The organism is Streptomyces sp. NPDC097107 (assembly GCF_044762405.1).
GTDB classification, from domain to species: domain Bacteria; phylum Actinomycetota; class Actinomycetes; order Streptomycetales; family Streptomycetaceae; genus Streptomyces; species Streptomyces thinghirensis.
The window spans coordinates 66,621-83,200 of the sequence record NZ_JBIWEF010000013.1 but is presented as its reverse complement, the minus strand read 5'-3'; the positions used below and the strand labels follow the sequence as shown (position 1 = coordinate 83,200).

At 72.2% G+C, this 16,580-nt stretch carries 10 protein-coding genes and 1 pseudogene; 5 read left to right on the top strand and 6 right to left on the bottom strand.

The window, feature by feature from the left end; translation table 11 throughout:
* Nucleotides 1-257: 257 nt before the first annotated feature.
* Nucleotides 258-896 (bottom strand): DsbA family protein, encoded by a 639-nt coding sequence (locus tag ACIQ1J_RS28255; protein WP_403561167.1) that lies wholly within the window; start codon nucleotides 894-896, stop codon nucleotides 258-260.
* Between the two features lie 161 nt (nucleotides 897-1,057).
* On the opposite strand from ACIQ1J_RS28255, the gene pepN (ACIQ1J_RS28250) reads away from it, so the two are divergent.
* Together pepN (ACIQ1J_RS28250) and ACIQ1J_RS28245 are read left to right on the top strand one after the other, a co-directional pair.
* Nucleotides 1,058-3,649 (top strand): aminopeptidase N, encoded by a 2,592-nt coding sequence (gene pepN, locus ACIQ1J_RS28250; RefSeq protein WP_403561165.1) that lies wholly within the window; start codon nucleotides 1,058-1,060, stop codon nucleotides 3,647-3,649.
* A 204-nt stretch (nucleotides 3,650-3,853) separates the two neighbouring features.
* Nucleotides 3,854-4,930: a hypothetical protein gene (locus ACIQ1J_RS28245; protein ID WP_403561163.1), complete on the top strand. Its 1,077-nt coding sequence runs from the start codon at nucleotides 3,854-3,856 to the stop codon at nucleotides 4,928-4,930.
* 193 nt (nucleotides 4,931-5,123) lie between these two features.
* On the opposite strand, the gene ACIQ1J_RS28240 is transcribed toward ACIQ1J_RS28245, so the two are convergent.
* On the bottom strand, nucleotides 5,124-6,260 hold the full coding sequence (locus ACIQ1J_RS28240; protein ID WP_403561161.1) for a serine hydrolase domain-containing protein: 1,137 nt from the start codon (nucleotides 6,258-6,260) through the stop codon (nucleotides 5,124-5,126).
* 181 nt (nucleotides 6,261-6,441) lie between these two features.
* On the bottom strand, nucleotides 6,442-6,927 hold the full coding sequence (locus ACIQ1J_RS28235) for an NUDIX hydrolase (RefSeq protein ID WP_403561159.1): 486 nt from the start codon (nucleotides 6,925-6,927) through the stop codon (nucleotides 6,442-6,444).
* Between the two features lie 250 nt (nucleotides 6,928-7,177).
* On the opposite strand from ACIQ1J_RS28235, the gene ACIQ1J_RS28230 reads away from it, so the two are divergent.
* Nucleotides 7,178-10,486, top strand: coding sequence for a S8 family serine peptidase (locus tag ACIQ1J_RS28230; RefSeq protein ID WP_403561157.1), 3,309 nt, complete (start codon nucleotides 7,178-7,180; stop codon nucleotides 10,484-10,486).
* An 86-nt stretch (nucleotides 10,487-10,572) separates the two neighbouring features.
* Here ACIQ1J_RS28230 and ACIQ1J_RS28225 read toward each other — a convergent pair whose 3' ends face one another.
* Both ACIQ1J_RS28225 and ACIQ1J_RS28220 read right to left on the bottom strand, forming a co-directional pair.
* Nucleotides 10,573-11,319, bottom strand: coding sequence for a hypothetical protein (locus ACIQ1J_RS28225; RefSeq protein WP_403561155.1), 747 nt, complete (start codon nucleotides 11,317-11,319; stop codon nucleotides 10,573-10,575).
* 1 nt (nucleotide 11,320) lies between these two features.
* A complete protein-coding gene (locus tag ACIQ1J_RS28220; RefSeq protein WP_403561153.1) occupies nucleotides 11,321-11,857 on the bottom strand; it encodes an RNA polymerase sigma factor in 537 nt (178 codons plus the stop codon).
* A gap of 349 nt (nucleotides 11,858-12,206) precedes the next feature.
* On the opposite strand from ACIQ1J_RS28220, the gene ACIQ1J_RS28215 reads away from it, so the two are divergent.
* Nucleotides 12,207-13,223 (top strand): aspartate-semialdehyde dehydrogenase, encoded by a 1,017-nt coding sequence (locus ACIQ1J_RS28215; RefSeq protein ID WP_210962066.1) that lies wholly within the window; start codon nucleotides 12,207-12,209, stop codon nucleotides 13,221-13,223.
* Between the two features lie 100 nt (nucleotides 13,224-13,323).
* Here the strand turns inward: ACIQ1J_RS28215 and ACIQ1J_RS28210 are convergent.
* Nucleotides 13,324-13,794, bottom strand: a pseudogene (locus ACIQ1J_RS28210) (DUF1203 domain-containing protein); the annotation flags it as partial.
* A 113-nt stretch (nucleotides 13,795-13,907) separates the two neighbouring features.
* On the opposite strand from ACIQ1J_RS28210, the gene pepN (ACIQ1J_RS28205) reads away from it, so the two are divergent.
* A complete protein-coding gene (gene pepN, locus ACIQ1J_RS28205; protein WP_403561150.1) occupies nucleotides 13,908-16,481 on the top strand; it encodes an aminopeptidase N in 2,574 nt (857 codons plus the stop codon).
* Nucleotides 16,482-16,580 lie beyond the last annotated feature (99 nt).

Below are 16,580 nucleotides of genomic sequence, written 5' to 3'. Positions count from 1 at the left end.
CTGCGGGGCCGTGCCGTCCGGGGCCGGGTCCGGGCGCCGCACCACGTCCACGGGGTAGTCGTCCTTGCCGCCCAGTCAGTGGTTCCAGACCCGGGCCGAGTGCGGCACCGAGGTGCCGGTCTCCGTCATGGGGTGGGACTCGCCTCCAGCGTCGGTGTTCGCCACATGCTCCTGTGCCGGGACGGACGGGCGCGGCACGACGGCGACGACGGCGGCCTGCCGCCGGCAGTTCCGGCGGCAGGCCGCCGCAGTGCTCCCTACAGGTTGCTGAAGTCCGGGCCCTTGGTGCGGGTGCGCTTGATCTCGTAGAAGCCGGGGACCGAGGCGACCGCGAGGGTGCCGTCCCAGAGCTTCGCGGCGTCCTCGCCCTTGGGGGCCGGGGTGACGACCGGGCCGAAGAAGGCGAGCTGCTCACCGTCGGCGCCGGGGACGGCGATGACCGGGGTGCCGACCTCCTGGCCGACCTTGTCGATGCCCTCCTTGTGGGAGGCGCGCAGCTGGGGCTCGTACGGGGTGGAGTCCCAGTGGTCCATGAGGGACTCGGGCAGGCCCACGTCCTTCAGGGCGGCGGCTACCGTCTCCTTCTCCGGGCCCTCGCCCTGGTTGTGGATGCGGGTGCCGAGCGCCGTGTAGAGGTCGCCGAGCACCTCGGTGCCGTGCTCCTCCTGGGCGGCGATGACGATCCGGACCGGGCCCCAGGCCTTGGTCCGGAGCATCTCCTGGTACTCCTCGGGCAGCTCGTCGAGCTTGTCCTCGTTCAGGACGGCGAGGCTCATCACATGCCAGCGGACCTCGATGTCCCGGACCTTCTCCACCTCCAGGACCCAGCGGGAGGTCATCCAGGCCCAGGGGCACAGCGGGTCGAACCAGAAGTCGACGGGCGTCTTCTCCGACATGTCTCTCCTCATGAGGCGCAACCGAGCGTTCCTCCGGGCAACCCGCCCGCCGCTCCGGCCATTCCCGGCCCGCCCTGCCGTTCCCGGCTGCCGCGCGTCAGGGCCGCATGGCAGGATCGGTGCTGTCCGCATACTGAACACCACCCGAGGGAGTGCCGCCCGTGCCCGGTGAGAATCTGTCCCGCGACGAGGCCCGGGAGCGGGCCGCCCTGCTCTCCGTAGACGGGTACGAGGTGTCCCTCGACGTGCGCTCGGCCACCGGTGCGGCGGAGGGCGACGGTCCGCGCACCTTCCGGTCCGTCACCACGGTCCGCTTCCGCTGCAACGAGCCCGGCGCGAGCAGCTTCGCCGACCTGATCGCACCGAGCGTCACCGCCCTCTCCCTCAACGGCCGCGACCTCGACCCGAGCGAGGTCTTCGACGGCTCCCGGATCGCCCTGGAGGACCTGGCCGCCGACAACGAGCTGGTCGTCGACGCCCAGTGCGCCTACTCCCGCACCGGTGAGGGCCTGCACCGCTTCGTCGACCCCGAGGACGGCGAGGTCTACCTCTACACCCAGTACGAGCCGGCCGACTCCCGCCGGGTCTTCGCCAACTTCGAGCAGCCGGACCTGAAGGCAACCTTCCGCTTCGAGGTGCGGGCGCCCGAGGAGTGGACGGTGTGGAGCAACGGCGCCGGCGAGCGCGCCGACGGGGTCTGGCGGTTCGCGGAGACTAAGCCGATCTCGACGTACATCACGTGCGTCGTCGCCGGTCCCTACCACTACGTGAGGGACTCCTACGAGCGCGTCTTCGAGGACGGTACGCGGCTGGAGATCCCGCTCGGCGCCCTGTGCCGCAAGGGCCTGGCACCGCACTTCGACGCCGACGACGTCTTCCTGGTCACCAAGCAGGGCCTGGACTTCTTCCACGACCACTTCGACTACCCGTACCCCTTCGGGAAGTACGACCAGGCGTTCGTGCCGGAGTACAACCTCGGCGCCATGGAGAACCCGGGACTGGTGACCTTCCGGGAGGAGTTCATCTTCCGCGGCAAGGTGACGCGGGCGTCCTACGAGGGCCGCGCCAACGTCGTCCTGCACGAGATGGCGCACATGTGGTTCGGCGACCTGGTCACCATGGAGTGGTGGGACGACCTGTGGCTGAAGGAGTCGTTCGCCGACTTCATGGGCACGTTCGCCAACGTCGGCGCGACCCGTTTCAAGGACGCCTGGATCACGTTCGCCAACCGCCGCAAGGCCTGGGCCTACCGTGCCGACCAGCTGCCGTCCACCCACCCGATCACGGCCGACATCCGTGACCTGGAGGACGCCAAGCTGAACTTCGACGGCATCACCTACGCCAAGGGCGCCTCCGTGCTCAAGCAGCTCGTGGCGTACGTCGGCCAGGACGCGTTCCTGGAGGGCGCCCGGCGCTACTTCAAGCGGCACGCGTACGGCAACACGCGCCTCGGTGACCTGCTGTCGGTGCTGGAGGAGACCAGCGGACGGGACATGGGCGCCTGGGCGCGGTCCTGGCTCCAGACGGCGGGCGTCAACTCGCTCACCCCGCAGGTACTGCTGAGCGCCGAGGGCCGCGTCGGCGAACTGGCGGTGGTGCAGGAGGCCGCCGTGATCGCCCCGGCGGAACACCCCGAACTGCGCCCGCACCGGGTGGCGGTGGGCCTGTACCGGCGTACGGGCGAGGGCACCCTGGAGCGGTACGCGCGCGCCGAGGTGGACGTCGACGGGCCGCGCACGGTGGTGGCGGAGCTGGCCGGCGCGGAGGCGCCCGAGCTGGTGCTCGTCAACGACGACGACCTGACGTACTGCAAGACGCGCTTCGACGAGAACTCGCTGGCGACGCTGCGCGACCACCTGGGCGCCCTGACCGACCCGCTGGCCCGTGCCCTGTGCTGGTCGGCGCTGTGGAACATGACCCGGGACGCGCTGCTCCCGGCGCGGGACTTCGTCGGCCTGGTGCTGCGCTTCGCGGGACGCGAGTCCGACATCGGCGTCCTCCAGATGCTGCACGCCTGGGCGAGCTCGGCGCTGACGCACTACGCGGCCCCCGACTGGCGGGAGACCGGCGCCCGGCTGCTCGGCGAGGGCGCGCTGCGGGAGCTGCGGGACGCGGCGCCGGGCGGCGAGCCGCAGCTGGCGTGGGCGCGTTTCCTCGCGGCGGTGGCGTCCGGCGAGGACGAACTGGGGCTGCTGCGCGGGCTGCTGGACGGTACGGAGAAGATCGAGGGCCTGGAGGTGGACCAGGAGCTGCGCTGGGCGTTCCTGGAGCCGCTCGCGGCGCACGGTGACGCCGACGAGGGCGTGCTGGCGGCCGAGCTGGCCCGCGACGACACGGCCTCCGGCAAGCGCCACCAGGTCCGCTGTCTGGCGGCCCGTCCGTCGGCGGCGGTGAAGGCGCAGGCCTGGGCGCAGGTCGTGGAGTCGGACGGGCTGTCGAACGCCCTGGTGGAGGCGACCATCGCGGGCTTCGCGCAGGCCTCGCAGCGGGAGCTGATCGCGCCGTACGCGGAGAAGTACTTCGCGGCGATCGAGCGGGTGTGGGCCGAGCGGTCCATCCAGATCGGGATGGACGTGGTCCGGGGCCTGTTCCCGTCGCTGCGGGACTCCCAGGACACCCTCGACGCGACGGACGCGTGGCTGTCCGCGCACGAGGGCGCCGCGCCCGCGCTGCGCCGGCTGGTGCTGGAGGCGCGGGACGACCTGGCGCGGGCGCTACGGGGCCAGGCGTGCGACGCGGCGGCGGGCCGCTGATCACACTGACCTCTGGCCAATGATTGGGCGTTCCGTCATCGTTACGGAATCAGTCAGCAGCAGCCGTAACCCCTGGGCCGCACCACGACGGACCAGGGGTTTTCGGCATCCGAACACCCGTCCTTTAGGGCGGGCTTGTCCGGATTCGGCGATGAGCGTGTAACAGCGGTTAAGGAGTGGTTCGGGCGCGGGAAACCCCCGGTCATGACGCACAACACCCCGCTCTCCCCCCGCCCGCTCCACCACCTGGCCAACGGCCGGCGCCGGCTGATGACGGCCGCCCAGCTGCGGGCGCACGGTGTCTCCGCCGCCGAGACCAACGAGCAGTGCCGGCCCGGCGGGCCCTGGCAGCAGCTTCTCCCCAACGTCGTCCTGCTCCACCCGGGCCCGCCGACCGGCGAGGAGCGCCTGCACGCGGTGCTGCTGTACGCGGCGCGGGAGCGGACCGCCGGCGCGAACGGCGGTGCGCCCGCCGGTGTCACCGCCTCCGTGCCGGTCCAGCCGGGCGGGGAGGAGACCCCCGCGCCCGCCTACGCCGAGGCGATGATCACGGGGCTGGCCGCGCTGACGCTGCACGGCTTCTCCGCCGCTCCCCCGCTGCCGTCCCTCGAGACCATCGACGTCCTGGTCCCGATGCTGCGCCGGCTGCGCACGACGGGCTGCGCGCGGATCGTCCGCACGACCGCGCTGCCCACCCCCATGCAGGTCACCGGGGTTCCGGTGGCGCCGGTGGCGCGGGCCCTGGCCGACGCGGTGGCGGAGCTGACGGACGCGGGCGCCGTCCGCCGGCTGCTGACGGAGGCGGTGCGCGGCGGGCACTGCGAACCGGCCGCGGTGGTACGGGAACTGAACCGGGCCCGGCTGCTCAGCCGCCCGCATGTGGTGGACGCCGTGGACTCACTGGTCGCCGAGGGCCGGGCGCTCGCCGAGCAGCGCCTGTACCGGATGGTGCGCGAGCACGGCCTGCCGGAACCGCTCTGGAACGTCGACCTGCGCCTGCCCGGCGGCCCTCGCCTCGGCGGCGTCGACGCCTTCTGGCCCGAGCACTCGGTGGCGCTGGAGCTGGACACCCGCGCCCATCGTCAGCAGGAGGACGACGCGGTCTGGGCCGAGTACGCCCGCAAGCGCGAGCACCTGGAGCGACTGGGCATCACGGTCGTGCACCTCACGCCGCGCAAGCTGCGGGACTGCCCGGAACAGCAGGCGGCCGTCGTCCGTACGGCGTTGATGGCGGCCGGGGACCGGGAACCCGCCGCGTATGTCGTGGTGCTGCCCCAGTAGGAGTGACGGACCGGGGCGGTCACCAGGAGGGGAGAGGAGGGGCCACCGGGGCCACCGCTTGTGCCGGTGGCCCCTCCTCGTGCACGGCCCCTCCTCGTGCACGGCCCCTCCTCGTGCACGGCCCCTCCCCGTGCACGGCCCCTCCCCGTGCACGGCCCCTCCTCCTGCTCGGCCCCTCCCCGTGCGTGGCGCGCTACTTGGCGCAGAATTCCGCCTCGATCACCGCCTGGCTGTCGCCCGACCAGTCGCCGTTGAAGTTGAAGGCGAGCGCGCGCCGGCCGTCCCTCGTCACCACCGCCTCCGACGAGGAGCCGTGGATGCCCCCGCCGTGGCCCCAGACGGTCACTCCGCAGCCGAGTTCCCGCTTCATCAGGCCGAGGCCGTAGGCGGCGCCCTTCTGCACCGGAACCGTGGCCGTCATCTCGGCCAGCTGCTCCGCGGGCAGCAGCCTGCCGCGGAGCAGGGCGGTGTAGAAGCGGTTCAGATCGGCGGAGCTGGAGATCATCTCGCCCGCCGAACCGGCGATGGACGGGTTGAGCCGGGTGACGTCGTAGGTCGGGCCCGTGGCCGTCGGGGCCAGCTTGGAGTACGCGCGGCTGCTGGGCCGCGGCATACCGGCCCCGGTCCCCGGGACCGACGTGGCGCGCAGCCTCAGCGGCTCGATGACGCGACGGCGCACCTCGTCGCCGTACGGGCGGCCGGTGACCTCCTCGATCACCATCCCGGCCAGGACGTAGTTGGTGTTGGAGTAGTTCCAGGAGGCGCCCGGCGCGAAGTCCGGCTCGTGGGCCATGGCGATCCCGACCAGTTCCCGCGGTGTCACCGTGTCGTAGCGGTGTTCGAGAAAGCCGTCCTCGGCGAAGTGGGTGCGGGCGAACTCCTCGTCGGCCGTGTAGTTGTAGATGCCGCTGGTGTGGTTGAGGAGTTGGCGCAAGGTGATGCGGCTGCCGTCGTGGCCGTTGCCCTCGACCACGCCCGGCAGCCACTCGCCCACCGTGTCGTCCAGCGAGAGCCGGTCCTCGGCCTCCAACTGGAGCAGGACGGTGGCGACGAAGGTCTTGGTGATACTGCCGACCCGGTAGCGGTCCCGCTCCGAACGCGGCTCGCCGGTCTTGAGGTCGCCCACCCCGGCGGTCTCGGACCACGTGCGGTGTCCGTCCCGGGCGGTCGCGGTCACGCCGGGTACGCCGTCCTCGACCGCGGCCTCCATGGCGCGGCGGGTCGCGTCGTGGCCGCCGGTGGCGGGCGCCGCCGCGGCGGGACCCGCCACCGCCAGCGACAGTGCCACGGCGGTGGCCGCCACCAGAGTGGTCCGTACGCGTGCGGTCATGTCTTCCCCCATCGTCTGTGTCCTCTGCGTTCTCTGCGTTCTCTGCGTGCTCTGCGTTCTCTGCGTGCTCTGCGTGCTCTGCGTTCTCTGCGTTCTCTGCGTTCTCTGCCCTGCTCGGTCGGGGGGAGGGACCGGACGGGCGGTACGAAGGTTGCCGCGCCCCGGGGTGGTTGGGCGGGATTCAGCCCTCCTCGGCCCGCGGGCGTTCCGCCCGTCCCGACGGCGGCCTCTCCCGCCGCAGCCGCAGGCCGACGTCGACCATCGGCACCCGGGTCAGCCCCGGGACGGCGGTCAGGTCCTGCCAGGCCGCCGGGTCCGTGGAGCCGCCGACCTCGAACCGCAGGTCACCGCCGGTGACCCGGACCTCGTAGACGAGCTGTAGGGCGTGCTGGTCGACGGTTCGCCGCAGGAGCCCTCCGAGTCCGGCGCGGCTCGGGCGGGCGACGCGGTGGGAACCGACGCCGAGCAGGGCGGTGGGCTCGACGCGGTAGCCGGTCTCCTCCTCGACCTCGCGTACGACGGTGTCGTGGGGATCCTCGCCGTGTTCCGTGCCGCCGCCCGGCAGCACCCACTCGGGGACCCCGCCGGGGCCCGGTGACCGGGCGAGCAGAACCTGTCCGTCCCGAACACATATGGCGTAGGCCGCCACCCTCGGTTTGCGCAGCACTCCGGGACGTTGACCCGCCCGGCCGCGACCCGGGCGCGGCTCACAGGATTGTCACAGGGCGCCCCTTGTGTCCCCGATGGCGTATGGCGGAAGTACGCCATGGCTCCATCCCGTCCCGGACAACTCTCCCCAAACAGTGAACCCTTACGTAAGGCTGAGCGGTCGTCCGGGATCGGATTCCGGACTGCCGCGGCCAGGACCGATCGGCCCCGGTCGCCCACGCACGTTCCTTTACCTACAAGGGATGCCGATGACCCACACCCCCCAGCGCGAACCGATACCGGGCGCGAGACGCGCGGCCCGCATCGCCGTGGCCACGGGCCTCGTCGCCGCGCTCTGCGCCGTCGGACCGATACCCATGGCGCTGGCCGCCGACGGTCCGGGTACCGCTCCCCCCGTCGACGCACCCGCCGACGCCTCCGTCAAGTCAGCCCACGACAAGCTCGGTTCGGACGACGCGGACCTGCTCGCCGAGGCGAAGGCCGACGGCACGAAGAACGTCACGATGATGGTCGCCACCGCGCCGGGCCAGACCGAGCAGGTGGCTCAGCAGCTGGACGCGGTCGGCGGCGGCTCCGTCGGCCGGACGTACGACGAGCTCGGCTACGTCCGCGCCACCGTGCCCACCGCCAAGGCGGACTCGGCCATCGCCGCCGCCACGAAGCTCTCCTCCGTGCACGGCATCGACCTGCGCGACGAGATCCCGCTGGACGACCCGACGCCGGGCGCCGACCGGGCGAAGGGCGGCGAACACCACAAGGGCCGGTCCTACCCCGCGCCGGACCGCCGGACCCCCGCCGAGAACCCGTACAACCCGTCCTTCGAGACGGGCGCCGTCGACTTCGTGAAGAAGTACCCGAAGGCGGACGGCCGCGGCGTCACCATCGGCATCCTCGACTCGGGCGTCGACCTCGCCCACCCGGCGCTGCAGAAGACCACCACCGGCGAGCGCAAGATCGTCGACTGGGTCACCGCGACCGACCCCGTAGTCGACGGCGACCGGACCTGGCGCCCGATGCTCACCTCGGTCTCCGGGCCGACCTTCACCTTCGGCGGCGAGACGTGGACGGCGCCCGCGGGCTCGTACCAGGTGAGCACCTTCCTGGAGTCGTACACCACCGGCGGTGACGCCGGCGGCGACGCCAACCGGGACGGTGACACCACCGACTCCTGGGGCGTCCTCTACGACGCGCAGGCCGGCACGGTCCGCGTCGACCTGAACGACAACCACGACTTCGCCGACGACACCCCGATGAAGCCCTACAAGGACGGCTTCCAGATCGGGTACTTCGGCACCGACGACCCGAAGACGGACGTGGCCGAGCGCCAGCCGTTCGTCGTCGAGATCCGCGAGGACGTCGTGTACACCGCGGCCGGCGCGAAGGCCGACTTCGTCAACATCGGCGTCATCGAGGGCTCGCACGGCTCGCACGTGGCCGGCCTCGCCGCCGCCAACGGCCTGTTCGGCGGCCGGATGGACGGTGCCGCGCCCGGCGCGAAGATCGTCTCGTCCCGCGCCTGCACCTGGAGCGGCGGCTGCACCAACGTCGCGCTCACCGAGGGCATGATCGACCTCGTCGTCAACCGGGGTGTCGACATCGTCAACATGTCGATCGGCGGCCTCCCCGCGCTCAACGACGGCAACAACGCCCGCGCCGAGCTGTACACGCGGCTCATCGACACCTACGGCGTCCAGCTGGTGATCTCCGCGGGCAACTCCGGCCCCGGCGCCAACACCATCGGCGACCCGTCGCTCGCCGACAAGGTGATCTCGGTCGGCGCGTCCATCTCCCGCGAGACCTGGGCCGCCAACTACGGCTCCGCGGTGAAGACCAAGTACGCCATGATGCCGTTCTCCTCGCGCGGCCCGCGGGAGGACGGCGGCTTCACGCCGACGCTGACCGCGCCCGGCGCGGCGGTCAACACCATCCAGACCTGGGCGCCCGGCGCCCCGGTCCCGGAGGCGGGCTACGACCTCCCGGCCGGTTACGGCATGCTCCAGGGCACCTCGATGGCGTCCCCGCAGGCCGCCGGCGCCTCGGCGCTGCTGCTGTCGGCCGCGAAGCAGGCGGACGTCGACCTGCCCCCGGCGAAGCTGCGCACGGCGCTGACCTCCACCGCCGATCACATCAAGGGTGTGCAGGCGTACGAGGAGGGCGCGGGCCTGATCAACATCCCCGACGCCTGGCGATCGATCCGCAAGGGCGCCACCGCCCACGAGTACACGGTCAAGGCGCCGGTCGACACCGCGATCGACCAGTTCCTGAAGACCCCGGGCCACGGCACCGGCCTCTACGACCGCGAGGGCGGGCTGAAGGCCGGGGAGAAGAAGACGTACGAGATCACGCTCACCCGCACCTCCGGCGAGGACCGTGCGATCCGGCACGAGCTGCACTTCGAGAACAACACCGACCGCACCTTCCGCGTCGTCGGCTCCGACGAGGTGAAGCTGCCGCTGAACCAGCCGGTGACCGTCAAGGTGCAGGCCAAGCCGCGCTCCGAGGGCCTCAAGAGCGCGATCCTCGAGGTGAACGACCCGCGCACCGAGGGCACCGACAAGCTGGTCCTGACCACGGTCGTGGCCTCGGCCCCGCTGGATTACGACTTCTCCGCGAAGGACTCCGTGCAGCGCAACGACACCGAGTCGTACTTCGTGACCGTCCCCGCGGGCGCGAAGGCGCTCGAGGTGGCGATGAGCGGGCTGAAGGACGGGAGCCAGACCCGGTTCATCGCCATCCACCCCTACGGCGTCCCGGTCGACACCACGTCCACGCCGTACTGCTACAACAACTACCTCGACGGCAACGGCTGCCGGCCCGACGTGCGCGCGTACGCCGACCCGCAGCCCGGCGTCTGGGAGATCGAGGTCGAGTCGCGGCGCACCTCGCCGCTGCTCGGCAACCCGTACACGCTGGACGTCACCGTCCTCGGCGCCACCTTCGACCCGGAGGTCGTGACCGTGCCCGAGGCCGAGGTGGGCACCCCGGCCGACGCCTCCTGGAAGGTGACCAACCAGTACGGCCCGATCGACGGCAAGCTGGTCGGCGGCCCGCTCGGTTCGGCCGAGACGTCCCGCCCGTCGATCGGGCAGGGTGCGACCAGGACCTCCACGGTGGAGGTGCCCGAGGGCGCCGAGTCGCTGGACGTAGCCATCGGCGGCGTCTCCGACGCGGCCTCCGACCTGGACCTGACGGTCTACGACAAGGACGGCAACATCGTCGGCCAGTCCGCGGACGGCGACTCCGAGGAGTCGGTCTCCGTGCCGAAGCCGGCCGCCGGTGCCTACACCGTCGAGGTCGTGGGCTACGCGGTGCCGTCGGGCAGCACGGAGTACGACTACCGGGACGTGTACTTCGCCGCGTCCCTCGGCTCGGTCACCGTGGACGGTTCGGCGCCGGTCGAGCTCGGCACGGGCGACTCCGCGACGGTCTCCGGCAGCGTCACGGCGCTGGCCGCCGCCCCGGAGGGCCGTGAGTTCTTCGGACGGGTCCAGCTGGTGAACGCCCACGGCACGGCCGCGGGCCTCGGCAGCGTACGGATCGGGAAGGTCGTGCCGTAGTCCGGTGAACGCCGTGCCGTAGTCCGGTGCGGCACATGGGAGGGCGGGCGCTCCGCGGGGCGCCCGCCCCTTCCGCATGCCGGGGGTCAGTCGCAGGTGAGGGTGCGGGATTCCGGCAGGGACGCGGTGATCCAGGCGCGTTCGGCGGCGATGGCCTCCGCGCCGGTGAGCACGGCGTCCGGGCTGTCGCCGTGCAGGGGGATGCCGACCAGCGCGCGGTCGCCCTCGACGAGCCGGGCGGTGGTGTCGTCCAGGGCGAACGTGATCCGCTCGCCCTCCTTCCCCGGCCGTTCCTCCGGCTTGTAGGAGCGGGTCACGTCCAGGGTGATCCGGTGCTGCCCGGCCCCCGGCAGCGGTTCGGCGCCGGCCACCGTGCCCTCGGCCACCAGACGGGCGCAGGCGAGGTAACGGGGGCTGCCGAAGGCGACGCCACCGGACTCGGCGGAGTCCGCCTGCCCGTCGCTCGCCGCGGCCTTGCCGCTCGCCGCGTCCTCGGCTCCGTTCCCGCCCTGCACCACCAGCCAGCCCAGCCCCGTCACCACCACGCCGGCGCAGGCCGCCGCGAGAGCGCCGAAGGCGACGGCGAGCGGACGGCGCCGGGGGCGGGGGCGGGGGCGGCGGAACGGTGCCCCCACCGGGGTGGCCTCGGGGCCGGGCAGCGGCTCGCTCAGCGACCGTCCGACGATCCCCAGCTGTTCGCGCAGCAGCGCCACGTCGGCCGCCGCCGACCGGTACTCGGCATCGGCGTCCGCGCCCGTCCCGGGCGGCAGCGGTTCGCCCGTGATCGCGGCCATCAGCGCGTCGTGCCCACCGGGATGCTGTTCGGCGGCCATCTCACACCACCTCGTCCTCGTGCAGGCGGGCCCGCATCGCCCGCACCGCCGTGTGCAGCCTGCTCTTGACCGTGCCCTCGGGGATGCCCAGCTCCTCGGCGATGCCGCGCACCGGCAGGTCGGCGTAGAAACGCAGGACGAGGACCTGGCGCTGGGCGTCGGGCAGCTCGTCCAGGCCCTGGGCGACGGCCAGGGAGAGCAGGCTGGTGTCCTCCCCGGAGGGGTGCTCCACCTGGCGGAGCGCGGCCAGGCGCTCGCCGATCCGGTCCTGGCGGCGCCTGGCCCGGTGCCAGTCCATGGCCAGGTTGGAGGCGACGACCGCCGCCCACGCGGACACGTCGCGCGGCGCCTCGCGTCCGCTCGCCGTGCGCTCCAGCAACCGCAGGCGGACCTGCTGCACCCCGTCCGGCAGGTCCGTCTGCGGCACACCGCCCAGCGCGAGCACCGCCCGCACCCGGCGTTCCTGGGCCGCGTCCAGGGGATCGTCGAGTACGCCGTCCCCCTGGCCGCGGCGGGCCCTTCTGCGCAGCACAGCCACCCCTCCCCCAGCCACGTTTCCCCTATGACGCCGGCCGGGCCCGAAACGTTCGCCCGGCCGGCGGAGACTTGCTGCGAGGCGTACGTCACATCGTCGTGTGGGGTGGGAAGGGATGGGCAGGGGCGGAACAGCACAGCTTGCGGCGCGGGGCCCGGTGGAGGTGAATTCCTGCAGCTCAGCAGGGCTTCCAGCGAAGGACCGCGCCCGCTGTACGAGCCGCCGCGTCCCAGGGTGCGGGCATCCCGCGCAAAGAATTGGACAGGTGGGCCGGGCTTCGCCCCATGATGGAAAAGTCTCGGCCGAGCAAAGCGCGCGTGAAGACACGCGCACAAACGGAGAAGGAGTCACCGTGAGGGTCGGAATCGTCGGAGCCACCGGTCAGGTCGGCACGGTCATGCGCAGGATCCTCACCGAGCGGAACTTCCCGGTCACCGAGCTGCGTCTGTTCGCCTCGGCCCGCAGCGCCGGCAAGGAGCTGGACGGCGTGACGGTGGAGGACGCGGCCACCGCCGACTACTCCGAGCTGGACATCGTGCTGTTCTCGGCGGGCGGCGCCACCTCCAAGGCGCTGGCCGAGAAGGTCGCCTCCCAGGGCCCGGTCGTGATCGACAACTCCTCGGCCTGGCGCCGTGACCCCGAGGTCCCGCTGGTGGTGTCCGAGGTGAACCCGCACGCGATCACCGACCGCCCCAAGGGCATCATCGCCAACCCGAACTGCACCACGATGGCCGCGATGCCGGTCCTGCGTCCGCTGCACACGGAGGCGGGTCTCGAAGCGCTGGTCGTCGCCACCTACCAGGCCGTGTCCGGTTCCGGCCTGGCCGGCGTGGACGAACTGTTCGAGCAGGTCAAGAAGGTCGGCGACGACGCCCCCAAGCTCACCCACGACGGCTCGGCGGTGGAGTTCCCGAAGCCGGACAAGTACGTGGCGCCGATCGCGTACAACGTGCTGCCGCTGGCCGGCTCCATCGTGGACGACGGCCTGCACGAGACGGACGAGGAGCAGAAGCTCCGCAACGAGTCCCGCAAGATCCTGGAGATCCCGGAGCTGAAGGTCTCCGGCACCTGCGTGCGCGTGCCCGTCTTCAGCGGACACTCCCTCCAGATCAACGCCCGCTTCACCCGCCCGATCAGCGTGGAGCGCGCCAAGGAGCTGCTGGCCGGCGCCCCGGGCGTCGCGCTCACCGAGGTGCCGACCCCGCTGGAGGCGGCCGGTCAGGACCCGTCCTACGTCGGCCGCATCCGCCAGGACGAGACCGTGGACAACGGCCTCGCCCTGTTCGTCTCCAACGACAACCTGCGCAAGGGCGCGGCCCTGAACGCGGTGCAGATCGCGGAGCTGGTGGCGGCGGAGCTGAAGGGCTAGGCCCTTGGGGCTGGGCCCTTGGGGCTAGGCCCTTGGGGCTAGGCCCTCGGGACTGGGCCCTCGGGGCTGGGCCCTCGGGACTGGGCCCTCGGGGCTGGGCCCGCCTCACCTCGTAGAGGAAGCAGCCGTACTCGACGGCCCGGACGTGGACGAACGCCACGGACGGGTCGTCGAGCGCTTCCCGGAGGGCGGGTGCGAAGGCGCCGGCGCCCTCGACCAGCCGCCCGCCCAGGATGCGCCCGTCTGCCGAGTAGCGGCGGAGGGTGCGGTGCGAGTTCGTGAAGGGGAGTCCGTCCGTCTCCGGTCCCGCGCATTCCTCGGCGTGGACGAAGACCGGCCCCTGCTCGTCGTACGCGCCCGGTTCGGCGCCCGTCCCGGCGGCCCAGCGCCGCAGCGGGGCGTAGGAGACCAGGGCGATCCTCTCCCCCGGCGTGCTGCGGCGCAGGCAGCAGCGCAGGGGCGCGCCGCCCTGGTCGTCGGTGAACGGGGCGGGCACGCGGCCCGCGTCGTCGGCGGTGCGCAGTTCCTTCAGGGCGGCCGGCGGAACGGGCCGTGCGGTGTAGTGCTGCATGCGCTCCACGCTCGCGCGCGTCCGGCCCGTCCACCGGCGGGAAATGGACATCGCGTTCCGTGCGGACCACGTGGAAGGATGGCGCAACCCACACATAACGAGGAGATGACCGCGTGCCTGGCACAAACCTGACTCGCGAAGAGGCGCGGCAGCGGGCGACGCTGCTGACCGTTGACTCGTACGAGATCGATCTCGACCTCACCGGCGCGCAGGAGGGCGGCACCTACCGGTCCGTGACCACGGTGCGCTTCGACGTCGCGGAGGGCGGCGGCGAGTCCTTCATCGACCTGGTCGCGCCGACGGTCCACGAGGTGACGCTGAACGGCGACTCCCTCGACGCCGCCGAGGTGTTCCAGGACTCCCGCATCGCCCTGCCGGGGCTGCTGCCGGGGCGCAACATCCTGCGCGTGGTCGCCGACTGCGCGTACACCAACACCGGCGAGGGCCTGCACCGGTTCGTCGACCCGGTCGACGACCAGGCTTACCTGTACACGCAGTTCGAGGTGCCGGACGCGCGCCGCGTCTTCGCGAGCTTCGAGCAGCCGGACCTCAAGGCGACCTTCCAGTTCACCGTGAAGGCGCCCGAGGGCTGGACGGTCATCTCCAACTCGCCCACCCCAAAGCCGCAGGACGACGTCTGGGTCTTCGAGCCGACCCCGCGCATCTCGTCGTACATCACGGCGTTGATCGTCGGCCCGTACCACTCGGTGCACAGCGTGTACGAGAAGGACGGCCAGTCCGTCCCGCTCGGCATCTACTGCCGGCCCTCGCTCGCCGAGCACCTCGACGCGGACGCCATCTTCGAGGTGACCCGGCAGGGCTTCGAGTGGTTCCAGGAGAAGTTCGACTACCAGTACCCGTTCAAGAAGTACGACCAGCTCTTCGTGCCCGAGTTCAACGCGGGCGCGATGGAGAACGCGGGCGCGGTGACCATCCGCGACCAGTACGTGTTCCGCTCGAAGGTGACGGACGCCGCGTACGAGGTGCGCGCCGCGACGATCCTGCACGAGCTGGCGCACATGTGGTTCGGCGACCTGGTCACCATGGAGTGGTGGAACGACCTGTGGCTGAACGAGTCGTTCGCCACCTACGCCGAGGCCGCCTGCCAGGCCGACGCGCCCGGCTCGAAGTGGCCGCACTCGTGGACGACGTTCGCCAACCAGATGAAGACCTGGGCGTACCGGCAGGACCAGCTGCCGTCCACGCACCCGATCATGGCGGACATCAGCGACCTGGACGACGTGCTCGTCAACTTCGACGGCATCACGTACGCCAAGGGCGCGAGCGTGCTCAAGCAGCTCGTCGCGTACGTCGGCCAGGACGCGTTCTTCCAGGGCGTGCAGGCGTACTTCAAGCGGCACGCGTTCGGCAACACGCGCCTGTCCGACCTGCTGGGCGCGCTGGAGGAGACCTCCGGCCGCGACCTGAAGACGTGGTCGAAGGCGTGGCTGGAGACGGCCGGCATCAACGTGCTGCGTCCGGAGATCGAGACGGACGCCGACGGGGTCATCACCGCCTTCGCCATCCGCCAGGAGGCCCCCGCCCTGCCCGCCGGCGCGAAGGGCGAGCCAACGCTGCGCCCGCACCGCATCGCGATCGGCGCCTACGACCTCGACGCCGGCGGCAAGCTGGTGCGCGGGGAGCGCGTCGAGCTGGACGTGGACGGCGAGCTGACGGCCGTACCGCAGCTGGTGGGCAAGCCCCGTCCGGCGGTCGTCCTCCTCAACGACGACGACCTGTCGTACGCGAAGGTACGCCTCGACGAGCAGTCCCTCGCCGTCGTCACCGAGCACCTCGGCGACTTCACCGAGTCGCTGCCGCGCGCACTGTGCTGGGCGTCGGCCTGGGACATGACCCGGGACGCGGAACTCGCCACCCGCGACTACCTGTCCCTGGTCCTGTCCGGCATCGGCAAGGAGTCCGACATCGGCGTCGTGCAGTCGCTGCACCGCCAGGTGAAGCTGGCCATCGACCAGTACGCCGCCCCGACCGCCCGCGAGGCGCTGCTCACCCGCTGGACCGAGGCGACGCTGGCCCATCTGCGGGCCGCCGAGGCGGGCAGCGACCACCAGCTGGCGTGGGCGCGCGCGTTCGCGGCGACGGCCAGGACGCCGGAGCAGCTGGACCTGCTCGACGCGCTGCTCGACGGCACGCAGACCATCGAGGGCCTGGCCGTCGACACCGAGCTGCGGTGGGCGTTCGTGCAGCGGCTGGCGGCGGTGGGCCGGTTCGGCGGGTCGGAGATCCGGAGCGAGTACGAGCGGGACAGGACGGCCGCCGGTGAGCGGCACGCGGCCACCGCCCGTGCCGCCCGTCCGACCGAGGCGGCCAAGGCGGAGGCCTGGGAGTCGGTCGTCGAGTCCGACAAGCTGCCGAACGCCGTGCAGGAGGCGGTCATCGCCGGCTTCGTGCAGACCGACCAGCGTGAGCTGCTGGCGCCGTACACGGAGCGGTACTTCGAGGCGCTCAAGGGTGCCTGGGAGTCCCGTTCGCACGAGATGGCCCAGCAGATCGCGGTCGGCCTGTACCCGGCGGTGCAGGTGTCCCAGGAGACCCTGGACCGCACGGACGCCTGGCTGTCCTCGGCCGAGCCGAACGCGGCCCTGCGCCGGCTGGTCTCGGAGTCCCGTTCGGGCGTCGAGCGCGCGCTGAGGGCGCAGGCGGCGGACGCGGCGGCGGCCGAGTAGGCGACGCCACCACCAGCACGCCCTCGGGGGCGCCCGGCACTGCGCCGGGCGCCCCCGTCGCGGTTGGGGCGGGCGCGCGGGGTGCGGCGTGCTTGCGTA

Coding starts and splice junctions, on each gene's coding strand:
- ACIQ1J_RS28240 (WP_403561161.1), bottom strand. CDS start 6,260: ATGACCGCACGCGTACGGACCACTCTGGTGGCGGCCACCGCCGTGGCA.
- ACIQ1J_RS28230 (WP_403561157.1), top strand. CDS start 7,178: ATGACCCACACCCCCCAGCGCGAACCGATACCGGGCGCGAGACGCGCG.
- ACIQ1J_RS28225 (WP_403561155.1), bottom strand. CDS start 11,319: ATGGCCGCCGAACAGCATCCCGGTGGGCACGACGCGCTGATGGCCGCG.
- ACIQ1J_RS28245 (WP_403561163.1), top strand. CDS start 3,854: ATGACGCACAACACCCCGCTCTCCCCCCGCCCGCTCCACCACCTGGCC.
- ACIQ1J_RS28255 (WP_403561167.1), bottom strand. CDS start 896: ATGTCGGAGAAGACGCCCGTCGACTTCTGGTTCGACCCGCTGTGCCCC.